19 protein-coding genes are annotated in these 20,904 nt (G+C 32.4%); 4 read left to right on the top strand and 15 right to left on the bottom strand.

Annotated elements, in window-relative coordinates; all coding sequences use genetic code 11:
* On the top strand, positions 1-753 hold a 753-nt coding region (locus tag ACXAHM_RS16480; protein WP_474961898.1), incomplete at its 5' end, for an IS110 family RNA-guided transposase.
* A gap of 313 nt (positions 754-1,066) precedes the next feature.
* Here ACXAHM_RS16480 and ACXAHM_RS16475 read toward each other — a convergent pair.
* The 5 genes from ACXAHM_RS16475 to ACXAHM_RS16455 all read right to left on the bottom strand — a co-directional run bounded on the left by ACXAHM_RS16475 (position 1,067) and on the right by ACXAHM_RS16455 (position 5,129).
* On the bottom strand, positions 1,067-1,519 hold the full coding sequence (locus ACXAHM_RS16475; RefSeq protein WP_474961895.1) for a hypothetical protein: 453 nt from the start codon (positions 1,517-1,519) through the stop codon (positions 1,067-1,069).
* An 11-nt stretch (positions 1,520-1,530) separates the two neighbouring features.
* Entirely contained in the window at positions 1,531-2,451 is a 921-nt protein-coding gene (locus ACXAHM_RS16470) for a PP2C family protein-serine/threonine phosphatase (RefSeq protein ID WP_474961893.1), read from the bottom strand.
* Positions 2,452-2,582: 131 nt separating this feature from the next.
* Positions 2,583-2,948, bottom strand: a complete 366-nt coding sequence (locus ACXAHM_RS16465; protein ID WP_474961890.1) for a hypothetical protein — start codon at positions 2,946-2,948, stop codon at positions 2,583-2,585.
* Between the two features lie 142 nt (positions 2,949-3,090).
* Complete coding sequence (locus tag ACXAHM_RS16460; RefSeq protein ID WP_474961887.1) at positions 3,091-4,104, bottom strand: 2-hydroxyacid dehydrogenase; 1,014 nt, start codon at positions 4,102-4,104, stop codon at positions 3,091-3,093.
* Positions 4,105-4,355: 251 nt separating this feature from the next.
* A complete protein-coding gene (locus tag ACXAHM_RS16455) occupies positions 4,356-5,129 on the bottom strand; it encodes an MOSC domain-containing protein (RefSeq protein ID WP_474961884.1) in 774 nt (257 codons plus the stop codon).
* A gap of 132 nt (positions 5,130-5,261) precedes the next feature.
* Here ACXAHM_RS16455 and ACXAHM_RS16450 point away from each other — a divergent pair, with 132 nt between their 5' ends.
* Positions 5,262-5,651 (top strand): hypothetical protein, encoded by a 390-nt coding sequence (locus tag ACXAHM_RS16450; protein WP_474961882.1) that lies wholly within the window; start codon positions 5,262-5,264, stop codon positions 5,649-5,651.
* 124 nt (positions 5,652-5,775) lie between these two features.
* On the opposite strand, the gene ACXAHM_RS16445 is transcribed toward ACXAHM_RS16450, so the two are convergent.
* From ACXAHM_RS16445 to ACXAHM_RS16400, 10 genes are all read right to left on the bottom strand, one after another.
* On the bottom strand, positions 5,776-5,955 hold the full coding sequence (locus tag ACXAHM_RS16445; RefSeq protein WP_474961880.1) for a hypothetical protein: 180 nt from the start codon (positions 5,953-5,955) through the stop codon (positions 5,776-5,778).
* 125 nt (positions 5,956-6,080) lie between these two features.
* Positions 6,081-9,224 (bottom strand): efflux RND transporter permease subunit, encoded by a 3,144-nt coding sequence (locus ACXAHM_RS16440; protein WP_474961878.1) that lies wholly within the window; start codon positions 9,222-9,224, stop codon positions 6,081-6,083.
* Positions 9,225-9,284: 60 nt separating this feature from the next.
* A complete protein-coding gene (locus ACXAHM_RS16435; protein ID WP_474961875.1) occupies positions 9,285-10,379 on the bottom strand; it encodes an efflux RND transporter periplasmic adaptor subunit in 1,095 nt (364 codons plus the stop codon).
* 254 nt (positions 10,380-10,633) lie between these two features.
* Positions 10,634-11,806, bottom strand: coding sequence for an efflux RND transporter periplasmic adaptor subunit (locus ACXAHM_RS16430; RefSeq protein ID WP_474961873.1), 1,173 nt, complete (start codon positions 11,804-11,806; stop codon positions 10,634-10,636).
* 17 nt (positions 11,807-11,823) lie between these two features.
* Positions 11,824-16,188 (bottom strand): CusA/CzcA family heavy metal efflux RND transporter, encoded by a 4,365-nt coding sequence (locus ACXAHM_RS16425; RefSeq protein ID WP_474961871.1) that lies wholly within the window; start codon positions 16,186-16,188, stop codon positions 11,824-11,826.
* A gap of 132 nt (positions 16,189-16,320) precedes the next feature.
* On the bottom strand, positions 16,321-16,752 hold the full coding sequence (locus tag ACXAHM_RS16420) for a hypothetical protein (RefSeq protein WP_474961868.1): 432 nt from the start codon (positions 16,750-16,752) through the stop codon (positions 16,321-16,323).
* A 70-nt stretch (positions 16,753-16,822) separates the two neighbouring features.
* Complete coding sequence (locus ACXAHM_RS16415) at positions 16,823-17,203, bottom strand: RDD family protein (RefSeq protein ID WP_474961865.1); 381 nt, start codon at positions 17,201-17,203, stop codon at positions 16,823-16,825.
* A gap of 38 nt (positions 17,204-17,241) precedes the next feature.
* Entirely contained in the window at positions 17,242-17,943 is a 702-nt protein-coding gene (locus ACXAHM_RS16410) for a hypothetical protein (protein ID WP_474961863.1), read from the bottom strand.
* 129 nt (positions 17,944-18,072) lie between these two features.
* A complete protein-coding gene (locus tag ACXAHM_RS16405; protein ID WP_474961861.1) occupies positions 18,073-18,399 on the bottom strand; it encodes a hypothetical protein in 327 nt (108 codons plus the stop codon).
* 128 nt (positions 18,400-18,527) lie between these two features.
* Positions 18,528-19,439: a hypothetical protein gene (locus tag ACXAHM_RS16400; RefSeq protein WP_474961859.1), complete on the bottom strand. Its 912-nt coding sequence runs from the start codon at positions 19,437-19,439 to the stop codon at positions 18,528-18,530.
* A gap of 139 nt (positions 19,440-19,578) precedes the next feature.
* Here ACXAHM_RS16400 and ACXAHM_RS16395 point away from each other — a divergent pair, with 139 nt between their 5' ends.
* Positions 19,579-20,127 carry a Crp/Fnr family transcriptional regulator gene (locus ACXAHM_RS16395; protein ID WP_474961857.1) on the top strand — a complete coding sequence of 183 codons (549 nt, stop codon included), beginning with the start codon at positions 19,579-19,581 and terminating at the stop codon, positions 20,125-20,127.
* 69 nt (positions 20,128-20,196) lie between these two features.
* Positions 20,197-20,778 (top strand): DinB family protein, encoded by a 582-nt coding sequence (locus tag ACXAHM_RS16390; protein ID WP_474961854.1) that lies wholly within the window; start codon positions 20,197-20,199, stop codon positions 20,776-20,778.
* The last annotated feature ends 126 nt before the right edge of the window (positions 20,779-20,904 follow it).

The raw sequence follows: 20,904 nt of genomic DNA, 5'->3' as shown, positions 1-20,904 counted from the left end.
CTTCGAGATTTATCAAGGTATTCTAAAAAGCTGAGCCAAGAAATTGCTAAGGAAAAGAACAGAGTTCATAAACAACTTCAAGATGCTAATATTAAGTTATCTTCTGTCATTTCTGATGTTTTTGGAGTATTTGGAACTGAAGTATTAGAGCAAATAGCAGAAGGTGTTGTCGATACTGAAAATCTAGCTTCTCTTGCAGGAAAAAGGTATGATAAAAAGCGACAAGAACTTGAGAAAGCACTGAAAGGAAAAGTAAATGAGCATCATTGTTTTATGATTAAACATCACCTCGATAAAATTGACTATCTAAGAAAACAGCAAGATCTATTTTTAGAAAAGATGGACAAAATTATCGTTAAATTTCATAATGAGGAATTTATAAGACTACAAACAATACCTGGTGTGAGCCAAAAGATAGCTCGTAGTATTGTCGCTGAAATAGGGTTTGATATGTCGGTTTTTCCAACTGAAAACCATCTTGCTTCATGGGTTGGAATATGTCCAGGAAATAATGAAAGTGCGGGTAAAAGTTATAGTGGTCGAGCCAGGCCTGGAAATAAATTTTTGAAGTGTACACTTGTTGAAGCAGCTTGGGCTGCTGTTGCTACAAAGAATTCAGAATTCAAAGAAAGGTATTTTAAAATGTCTTTAAGAATGGGTAAAAAGAAAGCACTATTTGCTATTGCACATAAATTAGTGAAAACGGTATACGTATTATTAGATAGAAAAGAAAACTATAAAGTCGCCATATAAGATGAATAAAGTAATGAAAAGTAAGTGAATTCGAGATTTTTTTATTCCCTGAGTTTGGATAAAAACTGAATCGGTGGAAAATGCACAAAAGTATGATGGCTTAGACCTCGAAGAAAAAATTATAATTTCTCATTTACCACCATCACTTTTCAATTAGTAAATAGAGATCCGATAAATGAAAATACATTAGAGAATGTAAAGGAATAAATATGCCCAAATACTACAAGTAGAAGGTATACTTCACAATACTTTTTCAGAAAAAAAAAACCACCCATTATTCATTACGGATGGCTTTAAGTTCCAATTAATTTTCTTATAATTCTTCAATCGAATCGATATAGTTGATGTTGAGTTGTTTAATTAAAGTATTGGTATATTTTTTTTCAATTAATGCTCTACCTGCCGCTACAGAAGCATTAAAAGAAGGCTGATCTTTCGGTAAAATTTTGAAATGATTTTTCAGTTGATGAGAAGAATACATTTCTTGTTTCCAAAAGATAAAATACCACTCCATAGAAGGTTGATGGAAAACGCGTAAATTTCTTTTATCGAACAAAAAGTTTTCACAACCTTCTAACAAAGAGTAATTTAGACTAATGAAGTGGAATACTTTTTTAAAATCTTCGATTGGAATATATTCTTTTAGCGCCTTACAGACTGCTGTTTTTTTATCTTTTATATAGTACACTTTCGTGAACTCATCTTTGTAAAGTTCATCATATATTGGAATACGTTTAGTGTTATAATTTCTTGTAGTAGTTGTCATAAAAAAAATGTTTATAATCGAATACCCATAACTAATATATCATCTGTTTGCATCTTCTCGGATTTCCATTTATCAAAGATTAATGCAATCATTTTCTTTTGTTGTTCTAGAGGATAAGGATTGATCTTTTCTAATAAAGTTTTAAAATTTTTGCGTTTAAATTTTTGATTTTTTTCTCCTCCAAACTGATCTAAATACCCATCTGTGGAAAGATATAACATCTCACCATTATTATATTGTATTGTTGTTGATGACAAACGTTCTTTGCGTTTAGAGTATTCTCCAATTGAATAAGGAATACCTTTGTATTCAACTAATCCATTGGAAGTTAAATGGAAAATATTTTGATGTGTAGATGTAAATTGAATAGAATTTTCTTTCTTATTAAATGCACAAAGTGTGATTTCTAGACCGTCTTGTGTTCTTTTAAAATCACTATTTCTGTTTAAGTGATTATACAATCTATAATCTAGTTCTCTTAATATATCTTCTGTCGTTAAATTATTATTTTCTCTAATTACCGCATTTAAAATTGCATTGACTAAAACAGTGAGAAAAGCCCCTGGCACCCCATGACCTGTACAGTCAATGATGCCAAGGTATTTCTTTTGATCGTCTTCATGTAACCAATAGAAATCTCCACTGACTACATCTTTGGGCTGGTATAACAGGAAATAATTAGGGAAAGTTTTATAAAGTATATCATTTGACGGTAATATTCGTTGTTGTATGCGTTGTGCATATGTTATGCTTTGCGTGATTCTTTTGTTGAACTTCTCCTTCTCCTCTTTTGCTATTTTCAACTGTTCATTTACCTCTTGAAGATGTAAAATCGTCATCTCTGTCATTTCCTTTTGAGAGTGATATTTTTCTTCTAAAGTTTTGATTTGCTTTAATAGCGTAGTTTCTCTATTTGTTGAAATCACTTGCATCTGTTTGTGTTTTGTTTCAGACTATAAACACAATCCAATAACAATTGTTTAAACAAATGATATATTTTTTCATAAAAAAAAGTCACTTTCAATGTTATGAGAATGACTTTTTATTAAATTTTCAACTTAAATTACATCGCGTATTCGATGATAGGCTTAATGAAAGTAAGTTTTCCATTTTTATATTTTAAAAGATCTTTACGACCTCTTCCTAATGCAGTTCCTTCATAATCAGCTAAGATAAGTTTCTTTTTTGCACTAGCATGCTTAACTGTTAAAGTAATAAATTTGAAAGGAGAATCTTCAGGTGTAATAATAATTGTTTCCTTACCACTTTCAATTTTCTCTTTTATGAAATCAAGATAAGGGTAAAGGTAATCACCTTCATCTAGCCTTTTCTTTTGCATGTATTTTCTTGTCTTAATGACAATACCCGTTGTGATTGCAGCACCGGCAGCAATAGCAGTTACTAGCGTTGTAGCCTGTCTTTTTTTCATAATTTAAAATTATCTATAGTTTCTGAACTACTATAAATACGTTCAAAAGGAAAAATTAGTTTAATGATTAAGTTTTATTTAGGAACTACCTCATTTATCTTCCTGAATTTTAGCCTTCAACACATTTCAAATCTAACCTACTCTACTTAGATTGAATAGATTCTGAACCTACTATATTCACAAGCTCATCTCCGTTTTCAAATGCCGTTAGGTTACCCAACGTAACTCGTGCAATTTGTGTTAGGGCTGTGTCTGTGAAAAAGGCTTGATGTCCCGTCACTAATACATTTGGAAAAGCCATTAGATTCATCATCTTTTCATCTCTAATCAACGTTTCAGATAAATCTCTAAAGAATAACTTTTCTTCTTGCTCATAAACGTCAATTCCTAGGTACCCTAAATGTCCTTTAGATAATGCACGAATTGCAGATTCCGTATCAATTAAACGTCCTCTAGAGGTATTGATCAACATTACTCCTTTTTTCATTCTCCAAATTGAATGATCATTGATAATATGATGTGTTTGAGGAGTCAATGGACAGTGTAATGAGATAATGTCAGATTGTTCTAAGAGATCATTTAAAGGTACGTATTCTAATACTCCTTCTTTTTCAAACTCTTTATTAGGATAAACATCAAAACCTATCACTTTACATCCCATCCCTTTCATGATACGGGCGAAGATTTGTCCGATTTTACCTGTTCCGATTACACCTACCGTCTTCCCATGAATATCAAAACCTGTTAAGCGATCTAAAGAAAAATTACCTTCTCTGACACGGTTATAAGCTTTGTGTGTTTTTCTATTTAACGTAAGGATTAATGCTAATGTATGTTCAGCTACAGCATATGGAGAATAAGCTGGAACTCTTAAGACGACAATTCCTTGTTTTTCTGCTTCTAATAAATCGACATTATTAAATCCAGCACATCTTAAGGCAATAACTTTAATTCCGTATTCTCCTAAGATTTTGACTGTTTCAGTATCAACAACATCATTGACAAAAACACAAACAGCATCAAAACCTTTGGCTAGGGGTGCTGTTTTCACTCTTAATCGTGACTCAAAGAAAACTAATTCGTGGTTTGTACTTACTCCTTCTTGTTTGAAGAATTCTTTATCATAAGATTTAGTACCAAAGACAGCAACTTTCATATTTTTATAGCTTATTTTTTATATTCAAAGAGTAGTTTTATTCTGTTTTTACAATACTAAAGTTACCGAATTATTCTATAAAAATGTAGTACAATTTATAAAGAAAAGAAGTGACATTTACACTTTAAATACTTTTTTATCAATGAATTAAGGATAAACATTAATCTAACTTATCAGTATTACAGGGAATTAGAGGAGTGTAAAAAAGCCCTTTAAAAAAGAGCTTCAGTTGTGAATAATTTCAAATACAATTAGAAAGTAATGTTTTGATCTACTTTAACTCTCTTACCAATAGATTTTTTAGGAATCGTCAATACTATCCCACACATATAAGCATGTGCATACAATGGATTATCAACCACTTCAGGTGTTAATTCCTTTCGTTTATTTAGAAATTCTTTTTGAAAACCCTTCATTACTTCACCTGTATAAGAATCTCTCGTAGGAACTGGACAACGCTCACATGGTTTGTATCCTTTCAACTCTGTTTCATTAATATAAAAAGCTTTAGGTTCTGCTTTTGTGGTTCCCATTAATGTATCTTCTTCAAATGGATTTTCAGTCTCCACAATAAGGTTCATACGCATTCTTCGTTCTACTTCATCAGCAGATAAATCGAACCACTCGCCTACTTTTTGTAGAGTAGCTGTTGAAACCAAAGATGCACCTACATTTCCACCATCATGATCAGGAAAACCCATTTCTTTATTTTCTAATAGATAAACTTCTTCTTCAAAGAAATTGGACAAATACGAATTCAATGCTGAATAATCTCCGTCTAAGGAGAAAGTATCTGATTTTCCATCTACCGTAATGGTCACCTTTAAGTTTTGTAAATCATAACTTGTTCTTAAACGATGAATCGATGGGTATTTTTTTCCGTTAACAGTTCGTCCATCACTTTTGCGATGAATGCCCCATTGTCTATCATATTTTAATGTTTTACCTATTGTAATTTCTGCTTCCTCTAACACTACAGGATCAAGAGATTTAATTGGAAAGACATTTATTTTAATCAGTTTCATTCTTTTTTTAATTTTTTATCAAAAATAATAGCATTTTAAATATATATAAGAAAAATATCGAAGGAAAAGTGAATCTTAATTTTTGTAATTCCGTTTATTATTAAAACGTATTTCACTTTTAAACCTAAAACCATGAAGCATTTAATTCTAAAGAAGGAAATCCAACTTGGTACAATATCGGTTGTTCCTGAGACGACAAAAATGCCGTTATCAATGAGTGAATTGGTCAACTATATGAGTTTTCCAAAAAATAAATTTGCCATTAATGCATTACAACAATTATTCGTCAATGATGATTTTATTTCTTCACATTTCACGGATAAGTATAGCATAGACACCTTGTTAAAAGAGGCCGGTTATTCATTTAACCAAGATTTAGCAAACGAACCGCAACGCTACTTAGAGGAAGTAGCTATTGCATGGGCAGATTTCTTAAGAAAAATGAAAACGTCATTAATGAATGTACGTTATAATTTTCTTATCACTAAGGTAGACATTAATCCCTCAAAACTATATCAATAAAGTTGCTTTATTTCAAAAAATTAATCCTTTCATTATTTATTTAGTGAAGGGATTTTTTTGTAGATAAATAAAAAAATAGTCAAAAAAAAATCCTTTCTCTATCAATGTAAAGAAAGGATTTTTATTATTTTTTATTTTCTTTATTCACCTCATATGGATAATAAGGTGGATAATACGTATCATCTGTATCATTAGGATCTTCTCTGAAATCAAATTCTTGATCTTGATAAGGATCTACTTCTTCATTACAACTAGTCGCTAAAGTTGGAAGTAATAAGACGAACAATAAAATTAGGTTTTTCATATATCTATTCATAAAGAAAAGTGTCGATATAGTTCTCATTCTACTCTATCGACACTTACAATAGTACTAACATTTACGACGACAGAGAAATGATATTTTCTCTATTTAACACACTATACCACCCTTTAAGAATTCGTCTCGGGTTTTGTTTTCTTTTTAAATTTCTTTTCTATCCATTGGTTAATTCGATGCAAGCCATAATAGATAACTGGTGTAAAGAAAATGGATAATAAGGTAGAGGAAAGCATCCCTCCAAATACGGTAGCACCTAATGCATGTCTTGAATTAGCCCCTGCCCCTGTTGCAATTACTAAAGGATAAACACCTAAGATAAAGGCAAAGGATGTCATCAAAATTGGTCTAAAACGTAAGACTGCAGCATCAATGATAGCGTCTTTTAATTTTTCTCCTTTGGCTATATTTTCACGAGCAAATTCTACGATCAAAATGGCATTTTTACTAGCTAAGGCTACAAGAAGTACTACACCTATCTGCATGTAAATACTGTTCATTTGTCCCTTATAAGCGACAAATAATACAGCTCCAAATAAAGCTACAGGCACAGCCAAAATTACAGCTAATGGATCTAACCATGATTCATATTGAGCTGCAAGGACTAAGTACACTAATAAAATAGCCATACTAAAAATGAATGCAATATTAGAACCTGCCTTAATTTCTTGGTACGCGATACCTGTCCATTCAGCATCCATTGTATTGTCTAACTCTTTGTCTACCCAAGCATTTAAGGTATCAATTCCAACTCCTGAACTATACAATGGACTAACCTGAGCAATTACATTACTTGCATTAAACATATTGTAACGCACTACTACTTGTGGTGAGAAGGAATAGCCAGCAGTAATCACATTATCCAACGCAACCAAATCTCCATCTTTATTTTTTATCTTAATCTTAAATACGTCATCGACAATTCTTCTATATTCTTTTTCACCTTGCACATTTACTTGGAAAGTTCTTCCCCATTTTGAGAAATCATTTACATAAGCTGTACCCGTTACAGAGTTTAATGCCGCATAAACTTCATTTAGATTAATCCCATACATCATTGCTTTTTGGGCGTTGACAAACAAGGTTACGTTTGGAATATTGGCTCTAAAAGTGGTATTGATTCTTGTGAAAATTTTAGAACCTCCTGCTTTTTTAGCAAAATCATCTCCTTTTTCTTGCAATTCATTGAATTGATCTCCTTTTCTGTCTTGTAACACCAATTGAATACCGCCAGAAGCTCCTAAACCATTAATTGCTGGAGGTACAAAGGAGAATATATTGGCTTGATCAATTTCATAAGCCTTTTCATTAATTTCATTTAAAATCTTGAGTAGTGTTCTTCCTTTTTCTAAACGAACATCCCAATCTTCTAAATGAACAAATATGGTTAATTGATTGGAAGAAGTAGCTCCATCAAGAATTGAATAACCATTAATAGAAATCCAATCTTGTACACCATCAGTAGAGGCAAAAATGCTATCCAATTTAGCGGAGACTTCATTTGTTCTGGAAAGTGTTGAAGCATCAGGTAATTGTGCCGCGACAAGCATATATCCTTGATCTTCGTTTGGTATAAAAGTCGCTGGTAAAATAGAATAACCTGCAACAGATAAACCTGTAATTACTACATAGATAATAGTGAATAAAACTGTTTTTCGAATAACAAAAGCAACTCCTTTGTGATACTTATCCGTCATGTAATCATAGAAACGGTTGAAATATCTAAAGAAAATAAAATTACTTGGTTCTTCTTTTTTTAGGATTAATGAACATAGTGCAGGTGTTAATGTCAATGCATTTAATGCACTAAATAAGGTTGAAAAAGCAATCGTTAGTGCAAACTGTTTGTAGAGTTCACCTGTGATACCTGACATCATCGCTGCAGGTATAAAAACAGACATCAACACCAATGTAGTTGCAATAATTGGCCCTGTCACCTCTTTCATGGCCTTGGAAGCTGCTTCCTTGGAAGACATCCCTTCTTCTAAATATCTACTGGTATTTTCTACAACTACAATTGCATCATCCACTACAATACCAATGGCTAATACAAGTCCAAATAAGGTAAGTAGATTGATCGAGAATCCAAAAGCTGCCATAGCTGCAAAAGCACCAATTAGGGACACAGGAATGGTCACAGATGGGATAATTGTTGCTCTCCAACTTTGTAGGAAAACATACATTACGATAAATACCAAAATAATGGCAATGACCAATGTTTCCACTACTTCATGGATAGATGCTCGTACGAATTGAGTTGTATCAATTGTAACTTTATAGCCAAGTCCTTCAGGAAATCTTTCACTGAGTTCTTCTAGTTTTGCTCTTACTTCATTGGAAACATCCAATGCATTGGCATCAGGTAATTGGTAAACACCAATACCACCTGCCTGTTGTCCGTCCGACTTCAAAGACATCGTATAACTTTGAGAGCCCAGATTGATATCTGCAACATCTCTTAAGAATACACTCCCACCTTCTGGAGTTGTACTTACGACAATACTTTCGAAATCCTTTACATCTTTTAATCGTCCTGGGTAGACGTTAATCGAATAGGTAGAAACTTGTTTTTGAAGTCCAGGAGATTGACCAATCTTACCTGCTGATGTTTGTACATTTTGCGTTTTAATCGCATTTAAAACATCCGACGGACTTAGGGAGTGATCTTCTAAAGCTTCAGGATTTAGCCATACACGAATACTGTAATCGCCAACCCCAAAGATAGATACATCACCTACTCCCTCTATTCTTCTTAATTCATCTGCAATATATGCATCTGCATAATTTACCAAGAAAGTAGAATCTATATCGGCCCCATCTTCAGCGAAAATTGAAGCCAAGACTACCATATTGGTTGATTTCTTTTGTGTCGTAATACCAAGCTGTTGCACTATTGACGGCAACTGTGGTAAGGCTTGAGACACTTTGTTTTCTACCAATACTGTTGCAATATTGACATCTGTACCAACTTCAAAAGTAATTGTCAAAGAATATGTACCGTCATTATTACTGGTCGAAGACATATAGATCATACCTTCTACACCATTAATGGCCTTTTCCAAGGGTGCTCCAACCGTTTGTGCGATTGTTGTTGCATCTGCCCCAGGATACATACCCGTCACCGTTACAGTAGGCGGTGTAATCTGAGGATATTGTGCAATTGGTAATGTCACCATTGCAATTCCACCAATGATAACTATAAACATGGCTAATACAGCCGCAAATATAGGTCTATTGATAAAGAAGCGTGAAATCATTATTTCAGACTATTAGATGTATTAAGAAGAGTAAGAAAGAGTATATATAATGTGAGTATATTATTTCGCTTGAACTGGGTTCACTTTGATACCTGCTCTTGCTCTTTGGATACCTGATACGATTAACTCATCTTGTACCGCAAGACCAGATTCAATAATAATGTTTTCACCAACTTCAGTACCTAACTTTACTCTATGTTGTTCTACAGTATCTGCGTTTACAGTATACACGTATGGACCTACTTGGTCTCTTTCGATAGCAACTTGAGGAATTAAGATTACATTTGTAGTATTCTTTTTCTCTAGATTGATACGTACATAAGTACCATCGATCATTTTGTTATCATCGTTTTTAACTTCAGCTTTTAAAGTTACTGAACCAGAAGATAAATCTACTTTTGGATCATGATAAATTACTTTACCTTCTCCCAATTTCGTAGTGTTATCGTCTGCCATAATATTTACTACAAGACCATCAATACCACCTTCTTCTTCTTGAATTTTATAGTATTTAGAAGCTGGGATTGTAAAATAAACGTTCATTAAACGGCTATCTACAATATAAGCCAACTCTTGACCAGACGTTCCTGAGACAATATTACCGTTATCTACATAATAATCAGAAATAATACCACTGATTGGTGCAAAAACTTTAGTATATGAGTACTGATTCTCAGCAATTTCCAAATCTGACTTCGCTTTATCTAATGCGGCCTTCGATTCATCAACTCTTGCTTTCGATTGTAAATACTGTAATTCAGATACAGCACTTGTTTTTACTAGCTTACTGTATGATTCATAAGTAGCAATTTTTATATCTAAATCAGCTTTACCTTTTTCCACTGCAGCTTGAGCACTGTGTAACTGACTTAAATAAGGTTCCTTTTCAATTTGGAATAATTGTTTTCCTTTTTTTACAAATTGACCAGGTTCAAAATATCTTTTTTCTAATTCACCATTTACACGGGCAACGATGCTAACTTTTCCAATTGCTTCTGTGTAACCTGTATAAGTATCATAAAGAGTAATATCTTTTTGAACAGGATGGCTAACTTTTACTACAGGCACTTTAGGTGCTTGGTACATATCGGGTTTCTTGTAACAACCAGTTAGAAGAATAGAGAATAATAATGAGATTAAACTAAGCTTTTTCATTGTGTCGTAAGTGTTAAAATTGTACAGCATAGTACATGTTTAACTAATAATACGCTAACTCAGTAACAATGTTTCCGATTAAATCTTGAAATTATTTAATAAAACATAATATCATCTAAACCATTATAAATCAACCATTAAAGTGCACACTATAAAAAAATAAGTGCTATCTGTCTTTATTTAATTAATAGGAACAAAAAAATCCTTCTTGATTAATAAATAGCCAAGAAGGATTTTGCATAAATTATACTATTCTAATGATGATGTTCTGCTTCTGATTTTTTCAATTCGGCCATTAAGACATAGGCATTTTTTAATGCTACCTTTTGTCCCTTTTCCAATTCAACAAGAAGCTTTACTTGAACAAATCCATTATCTTTAATACCAGTGACTACTTCATGAGGTTGAAAAGCATATTTACCATTTTCCATTTCTGCAGTAAAGAAATAATTTGTTTCTCCTTCTAACACAATCGCATCTTCAGGCAAAGCAGTTGTTATTTCATCATTAATCATGATTTTTCCAGAACAATAGGTTCCCGGTAGAAGGTTGGATTTATCACCAATAATATCCGCATGTAAGTGAATCGCTTTTGGAAGATCCTCAAAAGATTTCCCCATATTAAATACTCTTGCTTTCATCGATTGTTTAGGATTTACTTCTGTATGAAATAGTACTTCCTGTCCTACTTTTACTTTTGAGATATCTTTTTCATAAACCATTAAATCAACATGTATATCGTCTAAGTTGATTACTTCAAACATTTCCATTTGTGGATCAACATACTGTCCTGTTTTCACCTCCACATGTTTGATATACCCTGCCATTGGACTAATTACAGGAACATTTTCGTAAATATATCCACTTTGTATTTTTTCTAAATTAAGGTTTAACATCTTGAGTTGCGTTTCTAAACCTTTGACTTCCCCTTTCATTACAAAGTATTCAGAAGTAGCTTTTTGATATTCTCTCCCCGACCCAACATTTTCATCATACAACTTCTTTTGACGATTATATTCATCTTCTAAAAATGTCAGTTGATTTAGTTTTGCAGCATAATTAGTCTGTAAGTGAATTAAATTTGGATGGTTTAAATAAGCAAGTGTTTGACCTCTTTTGATCTTTTCTCCTTCGATAACATTGATCTTTTTGACATTAGCACCAATGATCGCTGTAATTGCTGCTTCATTTTGAGGAGGAACTTCCAAAGTTCCGTTAGTACTTACATATTCTCCAATATTCATTGTAGGAATCTTTCCAATTTCCATATCAATGGCTTCATATTGTTGCATACTCAAATGTACTTCTCCTGCATGTGAATCGCCATGATGTTGATGTGCATCTTCTGAATGATTGTGTTCTTCTTCATTACATGAAAAAAGAAAAACAGGAATCAATAATATGATGATATATATAGTATTTTTCATGATTTCTTATTATATAATTATTTCCCTACAATGTATTCTAATTGTATTAAGGCTTGATTATAACTGTTTAGTGTTTGTAGATAGTTGTATTTTAATGCAAGACTTTGATTAATATTTTGGAAATATTCTACATAATTAATAGCTCCATTTTCAAAGCTTTTCTGTGCATTATCAATGATCCTTTCTACTTGAGGTAATGCTTTTGTCTCATAGTACGTTAGAGAACCTCTTAACTGATTCAATTGCTGTTCATAATGGACATATTGACCTTCTAACTGAACTTTGTATTGTTCTGATTGAATTTGAGCAGACTGTGCTTTCAGCTTTGCTGTATTAATTTTTGCCTTACTTGAACCAAAAAATAAAGGTACTGCTAAACCAACTGAGAATCCTTGAAATCTATCGGATGAAGTAGCAATTCCCCCTTGTTCAGATAAGGGTACTCCATCCATTGAATTATTAAAATAACCAAGATTGATACCTGGAAGCATTTCAGAAGAAGCTACTTTTTGCTCTGCTTTGGCAATGTCAATTTGTTTCTCTGCAAAAGCTAAAGTAGGGTTATTTTCTACTCCATTACTTTGAATTGTTGCATTTTCTCTTCTTTCTAAAGACGAAGGTTGAAATTGTAGACCAACAGTATCTTGTAATAAAACGCGTAATGAATTTTCTTGAATTGTGATATCAGATTGTAATAAAAACAATTGATTCTCCATTTCCATTACCTGAGTTTCAGCAGAAGCTTTTTCTAGAAAGTTAGTCGCTTGTGTTTCGTATCGAATGTTTGCTGCGTGCAAAAATTGCTTATATAAACTATCTTGATAGTTTAGTAATTCTTCTTTTTCTTTTAAGTAAGACAACTGATACCAAGCAGATTTAATTTCTCTCCTCACTTCAGTCTCTGTCATACTTAATTTTATTTGAGAACTAACAATTTGATGTTCGGCTAGTCCTTTTTTATTTGAATATACAGTTGGAAAGTCAAATTGTTGCATGATTTCAAAACCTAGGTCATTTCTAAAAGAATTATATTGACCATAAGTAGCTTTCACCGTCGTTTTCTTGATATCAAATGCTTTTTTTGTGCCCAATTCAGCAATCTCAACAGCATTATTTGCCACTTTAACATTCCCGTTTTGTTGAAGACCCATTTCTATGGCTTGATCCAAAGTTGTGATTACAGGACGATCATTTTGAGCTTGAACAACAGATGGAAGAGTAACAAAAAGTAACGTCCCAACTATTAATAAGAGAAAACTTTTACTGATGTGAACACCTTTCGATTTTTCTATCATTGAATATAAAATAGGTAATACAATTAAGGTTAGCAATGTTGAGGTAATCATTCCTCCGATAACAACTGTCGCCAAAGGTTGTTGAACTTCAGCTCCAGCAGAGGTCGATATTGCCATTGGTAAAAACCCTAAGATATCTGTCAAAGCAGTTAATAAAATAGGTCGAATTCTTCTTCTTGTACCAATTTTAATACGTTCTGTAAGATCAGATACCCCTTCTTCTTTGAGTTCTTTCAATCCTTCCATTAAAACCAGTCCATTTAAAACGGCAACGCCAAACAAAACAACAAATCCAACACCAGCTGAAATACTAAAAGGCATCCCTCTTAGCCATAATGCGAAGATACCGCCAATAGTTGCAAACGGAATTGCCATATTGATCATGATCGTTTCCTTTATAGATCTTAACGCTAAAAACAGTAAAATAAAGATGGAAGCTAGTGCAATTGGAACAACAATTTTTAATTTTTTAGAAGCTCTTTCTAGGTTTTCAAATTGTCCTCCATATTGTATAAAATATCCAGCAGGAAGATCCAATTCTGTATTCAGCTTCACTTGAATATCTTTGACAACTGATTCAATATCTCTTCCTCTGACCATGGCACCAACATACGTTCGACGTTGGGTATTTTCTCTACTTATTTGCATTGGCCCCAATTCATAATCGACATCAGCCAAAATATATAAAGGCACTTGATTTCCATTTGGGATAGTCACAAACAAATTTTTAAGGCCTTCAATATCTTGACGTTCAGACTTTTCTAATCTTACCACCAAATCAAAACGTTTCTCTCCTTCAAAGATGACTCCAGCAGTTTTGCCAGCAAAAGCAGTCTGAATTAATTCATTCAATGCATTAATATTCATTCCATACTGTGCTAACTTCTCTCTTTTATATTTCACTGAGATCTGAGGTAAACCTACTGTTGCTTCCACTCTCATGTCTCCCACTCCTTCAACACTGCTGATGATTTTCCCGATTTCCTCAGCCTTAAGGGCTAAAATATTCAAATCTTCACCAAAAAGTTTAATGGCGATATCTTCTCTCACCCCGGATATTAGCTCATTAAAACGCATCTCTATAGGTTGAGTAAATTCATAATTTACTCCCGGTACAATAGAGATTTTTTCTTTAATTTTTTGAATCAACTCTTCTTTTGAGCTTGCAGAAGTCCACTCTTCTTTAGGCTTTAATATCACCAAACAATCTGCTACATCCATTGGCATTGGATCCGTAGGGACATCGGCTACACCAATTCTACTCATTACCTGTTCAATCTCAGGAAAATTATCCTTCATAATCTTTTCAATTTTGGTTGTCGCTTGAATGGTTTCCTCTAAAGATGTCCCAGGCTTCATAATCACATGATAGGCAATATCACCTTCATCCAATTGTGTCATAAATTCTCCACCTAAAGTTGTGAAAATATAGATTGAACTTCCAAGTAATAGTATAGCAACTCCTAAAATCAGTTTTCCTCTTTTCAGTGATTTTAATAGAATAGGTTCATAAAAATTTTCGACTGCTATAATAATTTTATCTCCCAAAGATTGTTTCTCTTCTTTTTTGACATTAATGAATAAAGCTGAAATCATTGGAACATATGTCAAACACAAAATCATCACACCAATCATGGCAAACATAAACGTCAATGCCATAGGAATAAACATCTTTCCTTCTACTCCTTCTAAAGTCAAAATTGGAGCGAAAACTATTAGAATGATCAATTGCCCAAAGAAGGCTGAATTCATCATTTTACTTGATGCTTCTTGGCTAACTTTATCTTTTTGTTCTTGAGATAATGTAATATGCTTAAGGACCTTTTTTTGCATTAGGAAAACAGTCGCTTCCACAATGATAACAGCTCCGTCGACTATAATTCCAAAGTCTATTGCACCTAAACTCATCAAGTTTGCCCAAACGTCAAACTTGTACATCATCATAAAAGCAAAAAGTAGTGATAAAGGAATAGTTGAGGCTACCACAAATCCTCCTTTCCAATTTCCTAGTAATACCACTAAAATAAAGACGACTATCAGTGCTCCTTCCATCAGATTTTGAGTCACCGTAGAAGTCGTTTTTTCAATTAATTTACTTCTAGCTAAAAACTCTCTTATCTTAATTCCTTTAGGTAATGAAGATTGAATGAGATCAATACGCTCTTGAACGGCTGCAATTACTTCGCTTGAATTAGCTCCTTTTAGCATTAAAATCATCCCTCCAACCGCTTCGCCTTCTCCTTCTTTTGTCAATGCTCCATAGCGTACAGCATGTCCAAATTGCACCTTCGCGATATCACCGATTTTTATTGGATGTCCATTTTGATTGATCACCAAAATATTTCTTATATCCTCCAAAGATCTCGCTAAACCTTCTCCACGAATAAAATTGGCTTTATGATCTTTTTCGATGTAAGCAGCCCCTGAGTTTTGATTGTTTGCTTCTAATACTTGATAAATTTGCTGTAAACTTATCCCCATCGATTTTAAAACTTCTGGTTGTACAGCTACCTCATATTGCTTTTTGTAACCACCAAATGCATTGACTTCTACAACGCCAGGAACCATTGCCATTTGCCTACGAATAATCCAATCTTGAACAGTTCTTAGGTCAGATAGATTATACTTATTCTTATAAGCTGGGTCTACTTCTAAAGTATATTGATAAATTTCTCCTAATCCTGTACTAATAGGACCAATAAAAGGCTCTCCAAACCCATTGGGAATCTCATCTTTGACTTCAGATAATTTCTCAACGACTAATTGCCTTGGTAAATAGGTGCCTGCAGCATCATTAAAAACGATTGTCACGACACTTAATCCCGATCTACTAACCGAGCGAATCTCTTGTACATCAGGTAAATTAGCCATGGCTAATTCGATTGGATAGGAAATAAATTGTTCTATTTCTTCCGTTCCAAGACTAGGTGCTTGTGTGATAACTTGTACTTGATTATTGGTAATATCAGGTACAGCATCTACAGGCACTTTTGTCATTGACCAAATACCACCGACTATCCAAGCTACGATAAAAAGCCCTATTAAAAGTTTGTTCTTTATAGAAAAAGATATGATTTGATTGATCATATTTCTTGATTGATTTTTGATAATAAATAAACTCCCTAACCTTCTTAAAAAAAAAGATAAAATGGATATCCCTTATGCTTTGAAGGTAATCAAGATGTTATAAAAAATAAGAATGAAAAGGATACAATGCTCCTATGCGAAGTGGGGTGGTCCTCGTTTTGAGAAAGGAACTAAGGAATAAAGAGATTTTCTTTCTAAATCTACCTTTATTGGAGGTAATTTAGTTTCGTTATAGTTGGTTGGTAATTCCCATAACAAACAATATGTAATGATGAGCTTTATATCTCTGGGAATTTGTAATTGAATTTCTTCAGTTTTAGCTACCTTATTATCAACAATTTCAGAATGAGTTATGTGTCCTAAAAGACATGCAATAAAATCATAAAAATCTAAATCAGCGTGTTTCTCAAAATCAAATTGAGTATGCTCTTTATCCATACAACAATATTCTTGTTCATTTTCACAGTTCACATCAAATTGAGAGTGCTCAATAAAAGTATGGCTTACTCCTAATATATAAACTGCAAATAAAAAATTTGCTATGTATGACTTAATAGATTTCATTGCTATAAAGATAAGCATTAATGAAATGCAACAGTTAGGCAGAAAGAATATTCATATAAGAAATATCATTCTAATGGATTCTAACTACAGATTTTGTAAGTATATCTTGTAAGCATTGTTTTCTTTTAGTGAAGAAAAAGGTAAAAATACTAATAAAAAAACTAAAGGGTAAAATACTAAAAACATATCGCATAAAGGCTGTAGAATAATTCAGTTTTTTTCCATTGACGTGTTCGACTTTGAGTCCCATCATTTTCTTACCAAAAGTACCTCTTTGTGGAGAAGCATTAAAATATGTTGAATAAATACACCAAACAAGCACCCCAATAAGGTTAAATCCGATTGGTTTTATTGTATCAATAAATAAAAGAGGCGTTAGCACGATACCTACTATGAAAATATCACCAATGTAACTTGCGATTCTAGTACTTAAGTTTGCGTAAGAATTCATGAAAAAAGAGATTTTAAAAAATATATTGTAATATACAATTATTTACCCTCTTTCTTAAATTCAATTAATAAATAATCTTTAGAACTCTTTGTTGTTTCATCCCAAGTTTTTGTTGAGGTCCAAAATGGAATGATAATTTCATCGTCTGCAGTAATTTGATAAGTAGTATTATCGAAATCGGCAATCCAAGTATCAAATGAAAGGTCCTGTACCAATTCTAGCTTATTATTTTTCTTTTTGAAAATCCTGAAATACGTCATTTCATCCATTACATTCGGATGAATATCCAACATCATCCCAAAAGAAGTAATAATAGGTTTACTGTATAAATTGATAACATCACCTTCCTTATCTCCAATCAATATGTAATAATAATTCCCTTGATGATGAGAATATTTCACCATATGATAATCAATATCTGTATTTAAACCCACATAGGAATAGATCTGAGTTGATTCATCATAATGTGTTTCTTTAGGAATTGCAATTAACTCATGCCCTTCAGTACTCTTTATTATGATCTTACCATCTTCTTCATTTGCATAATTCTTTTCTGCCAAATGATATGGATGTCCTTCAGTTCCTTTCTTTATTCTTTGAATCGTCAATGCTCTCTCAATAGGAACTTTATCAATATTCGAATAAAAATCCGTATCATCTTTTACAAGTGAATGACCTGTAGGAGTTTTATTTTCACAGGCAAAAAATAGTATTAAAGCGAAATAAAGTAACCTATTCATTGATATTAATTTAAAATCTTAATGTTTGAGTGAATCATATGCAAATACTATTATATTTTTATTTATACCTAACCGCATTGACTATTCTTAAGATTTTTATCATAAATTCAACCATGAATACTATTCTAATTATATAATCGAAATATGCTCTATATCGCTACCGAAAATAACCGCATCGCCATGTTGTTTGTGTTCAAAAATGGAAAATAATGGGGAATCTGTTGTTAATCCTATGACATGTTTACCCAAAAATTTCATAGGGGGGAGTTTTATACCAACAATAAAAATGGAGCTTTCTGTTTCGAAAATACTACCTTTTGCAATTCCATGATAATGGAAAGGTCTTTTCATCAAGGATCTTAGTTTTTGGAACTGAGTAAGTGTTACTGTTTTTATTTTCCTATCTCTCATTTGTTGCTTAAGAAAATAAAGTATTTCGTCTTTGGTAGTTTTCATAGAGTTATTCGATTAGGCATTGTTATATTTGAATAACTTGAGAAAAGGGGTAAGAAGTTCCTCTCGAACATAAAAAAATACCCTCCAAAATGAATTAGAGGGTATTCTTAATTATCGTTTTATTTCATCTAGTTTTTAACCCAGATTTCCATATTTTCACCTGATCTCCATAGGTAATTTAATCCCTTTCGCTCTGCTGATTTAGAAGGATCACTGTTGAAGAAAATAGCTACTTCAGGTACTTTTCCACCCCATTTTGATGAAGAAGTTCCTTTTCCTTTTCTTACAACAGCCAACTGTGTAAAACCTTTAAAAGGATAAGCAATAATGACTAGATTTCCCTCATTGGCTAAATCCATAGCTTTTTGGATTTTATCTGCAGAAGTCAATTCACCAATCATTTTCCAATGTGAATCTGATGATATTTTATCATAAGCTTCTGTCATTGTTAAGTAGCTCCCTCCTACATATTGATCTTTAAAATCATCTAAATTATAAATTTCAGTAATTGCTCTCGCTGTGTATTGCTTGCATTTCATCGGGTCAATCCCTTTTTGATTACACTCCTGAAATTCTTTAATTTTCTTTCTTAAAATATCATCGATTTCAACTTCAGATAAAGTTGTTGTAGCAGACTTAACATCTTTTGAAGAAGTTTCTGTTTTTCCGACAAGTAGTTGTTCATCCTCTTCAATAGGAGATTCTATTTTACTCAATAAAAATGTTCCTTGATCTACATTTTCAGCACTATAGATTTCACCTTTGAGCATATAGTTTGCTATAATTTTACCTTTAAAACTTTCTCCATCTTTTTGATGTAATACTAAAGTTCCATCTTCTGTCATTGTACCCTCCAAAGCCTTTTTTGCTTTAGAATCGATGTAAATACAATAGCCATTTGCTTTCCCTTCTTCCAATGAGAATCTTAGTCTAACTTTAAGTTGAGTATTTATTAAACCTTCAAAAGCATAATCCACTTTTTGAGCCTGTACCGTTAGTGCTAGAAGAAATAAAAGGGGAAATGTGATTAGTCTGATCATTATTCTTTAGTTATTATAAAAAGTATTGTTTGCTAAATTAAATGTTTTATTTGAATTTATACACGATTTCTAAGTTAACTCATTAATTTATTAATTGATTGAATAAACTTTTTAAAATTTCAATTCTTTTCTTTCTATCATGAATAATCTACTACTAGCACTTAATCAACAAGATACAGTTCCCTTTGAATTAAGATCATTTCAAAGGGGTGATGTTTTGATACAAACTGGAGATATTGCAAAATACTTATATATCGTGCTAGAAGGTGCTATAAGAGTTACTTATTTTGAAGAAGATATTAATGAGGAACATACAATTCGCTTTGGATATAAAAATTCGATGATCGCTTCCATTCCTTCATTTTTTGATGAAAGTCCTTCTTTATTTTCAATTGAATGTATACGAAAAAGTAAAATCAAGAGAATTCATAAAAAAGATTTCAATCAGCTGATTCAAAGTAATAAAGTATTTCAAGAAGAATATAATCTTTTCTTACAAGCATTTTTTAAGCAGCAAATTGAAAGGGAAATTGACTTACTAATTTCTTCTCCTCAAAAAAGACTGGAGAGAGTATTATCTAGAAGTCCTCAGTTATTCCAAGAGGTTCCTCTAAAATATATAGCAGCTTATCTGAGAATGCAGCCAGAAACGTTAAGTAGGATACTCAAGAAAACGAAAGTGCATTAAATTCTTGACTTCAATCAAGATTTAGATAATAAAAGTTCAGCAATTTTGTAGAAATCAAACATTAAGCTCATGAAAATTTCTCAATCTACTTTCCTTCAAAAACTTGAAAAAAGTCTATTTACTGATTTAGAGGAAGTTCAATACTTCACAACTCTAAATGATGATGAATTAAATTATAGTGCACAACCTAATTCTTGGAGTATTTTGGAATGCATGCATCATCTTAATTTATATGCTGAGTTCTATATTCCACATTTTGACAGACTAATTTCATCTTCTGAAAACCTAAACAAGCCAATTTATAAAAGTGGTTGGTTGGGAAATTATTTTGCTGAAATGATGGATATTCAAAACGGCAAGAAAATTTCAAAGATGTCTTCTCCAAAAGATAAAAATCCAAAAGGAATAGACTTAAACAGGAATGTTCTCACTTTGAGAATAGAACAGGTCAAAACCTTGCAGATGCTAATCAATCAAGCAAAAACGAAAAATTTGGAGAAAAAACGTTGCCCAATCACCATCTCAAAATGGATTACTATACAGTTAGGAGATGCAATGCATTTTATCATCAATCACGAAAAAAGACACACGATACAAGCGGTAAAAGTTTTGCAATTTATGAAAAGTAAAGACTCTTCTACACTATTGTAAATCACTGATTTTCCTACTATTACAACAACAATTGAAAGATTATAAGAAAACAGTGAATCTTTTAAAGATTCTATTTGTAATAGATATAAAGGCAAATATTTTTTTGGTACTTTTACCATAGGCAAA

It is taken from the genome of Flammeovirga sp. AWQ4_249 (assembly GCF_056161045.1).
This window is presented reverse-complemented; position numbering and strand designations above follow the sequence as displayed.

Coding starts and splice junctions, on each gene's coding strand:
- ACXAHM_RS16440 (WP_474961878.1), bottom strand. CDS start 9,224: ATGATTTCACGCTTCTTTATCAATAGACCTATATTTGCGGCTGTATTA.
- ACXAHM_RS16465 (WP_474961890.1), bottom strand. CDS start 2,948: ATGAAAAAAAGACAGGCTACAACGCTAGTAACTGCTATTGCTGCCGGT.
- ACXAHM_RS16425 (WP_474961871.1), bottom strand. CDS start 16,188: ATGATCAATCAAATCATATCTTTTTCTATAAAGAACAAACTTTTAATA.
- ACXAHM_RS16390 (WP_474961854.1), top strand. CDS start 20,197: ATGAAAATTTCTCAATCTACTTTCCTTCAAAAACTTGAAAAAAGTCTA.
- ACXAHM_RS16415 (WP_474961865.1), bottom strand. CDS start 17,203: ATGAATTCTTACGCAAACTTAAGTACTAGAATCGCAAGTTACATTGGT.
- ACXAHM_RS16420 (WP_474961868.1), bottom strand. CDS start 16,752: ATGAAATCTATTAAGTCATACATAGCAAATTTTTTATTTGCAGTTTAT.
- ACXAHM_RS16410 (WP_474961863.1), bottom strand. CDS start 17,943: ATGAATAGGTTACTTTATTTCGCTTTAATACTATTTTTTGCCTGTGAA.
- ACXAHM_RS16405 (WP_474961861.1), bottom strand. CDS start 18,399: ATGAAAACTACCAAAGACGAAATACTTTATTTTCTTAAGCAACAAATG.
- ACXAHM_RS16460 (WP_474961887.1), bottom strand. CDS start 4,104: ATGAAAGTTGCTGTCTTTGGTACTAAATCTTATGATAAAGAATTCTTC.
- ACXAHM_RS16470 (WP_474961893.1), bottom strand. CDS start 2,451: ATGCAAGTGATTTCAACAAATAGAGAAACTACGCTATTAAAGCAAATC.
- ACXAHM_RS16445 (WP_474961880.1), bottom strand. CDS start 5,955: ATGAAAAACCTAATTTTATTGTTCGTCTTATTACTTCCAACTTTAGCG.
- ACXAHM_RS16435 (WP_474961875.1), bottom strand. CDS start 10,379: ATGAAAAAGCTTAGTTTAATCTCATTATTATTCTCTATTCTTCTAACT.
- ACXAHM_RS16450 (WP_474961882.1), top strand. CDS start 5,262: ATGAAGCATTTAATTCTAAAGAAGGAAATCCAACTTGGTACAATATCG.
- ACXAHM_RS16430 (WP_474961873.1), bottom strand. CDS start 11,806: ATGAAAAATACTATATATATCATCATATTATTGATTCCTGTTTTTCTT.
- ACXAHM_RS16455 (WP_474961884.1), bottom strand. CDS start 5,129: ATGAAACTGATTAAAATAAATGTCTTTCCAATTAAATCTCTTGATCCT.
- ACXAHM_RS16400 (WP_474961859.1), bottom strand. CDS start 19,439: ATGATCAGACTAATCACATTTCCCCTTTTATTTCTTCTAGCACTAACG.
- ACXAHM_RS16475 (WP_474961895.1), bottom strand. CDS start 1,519: ATGACAACTACTACAAGAAATTATAACACTAAACGTATTCCAATATAT.
- ACXAHM_RS16395 (WP_474961857.1), top strand. CDS start 19,579: ATGAATAATCTACTACTAGCACTTAATCAACAAGATACAGTTCCCTTT.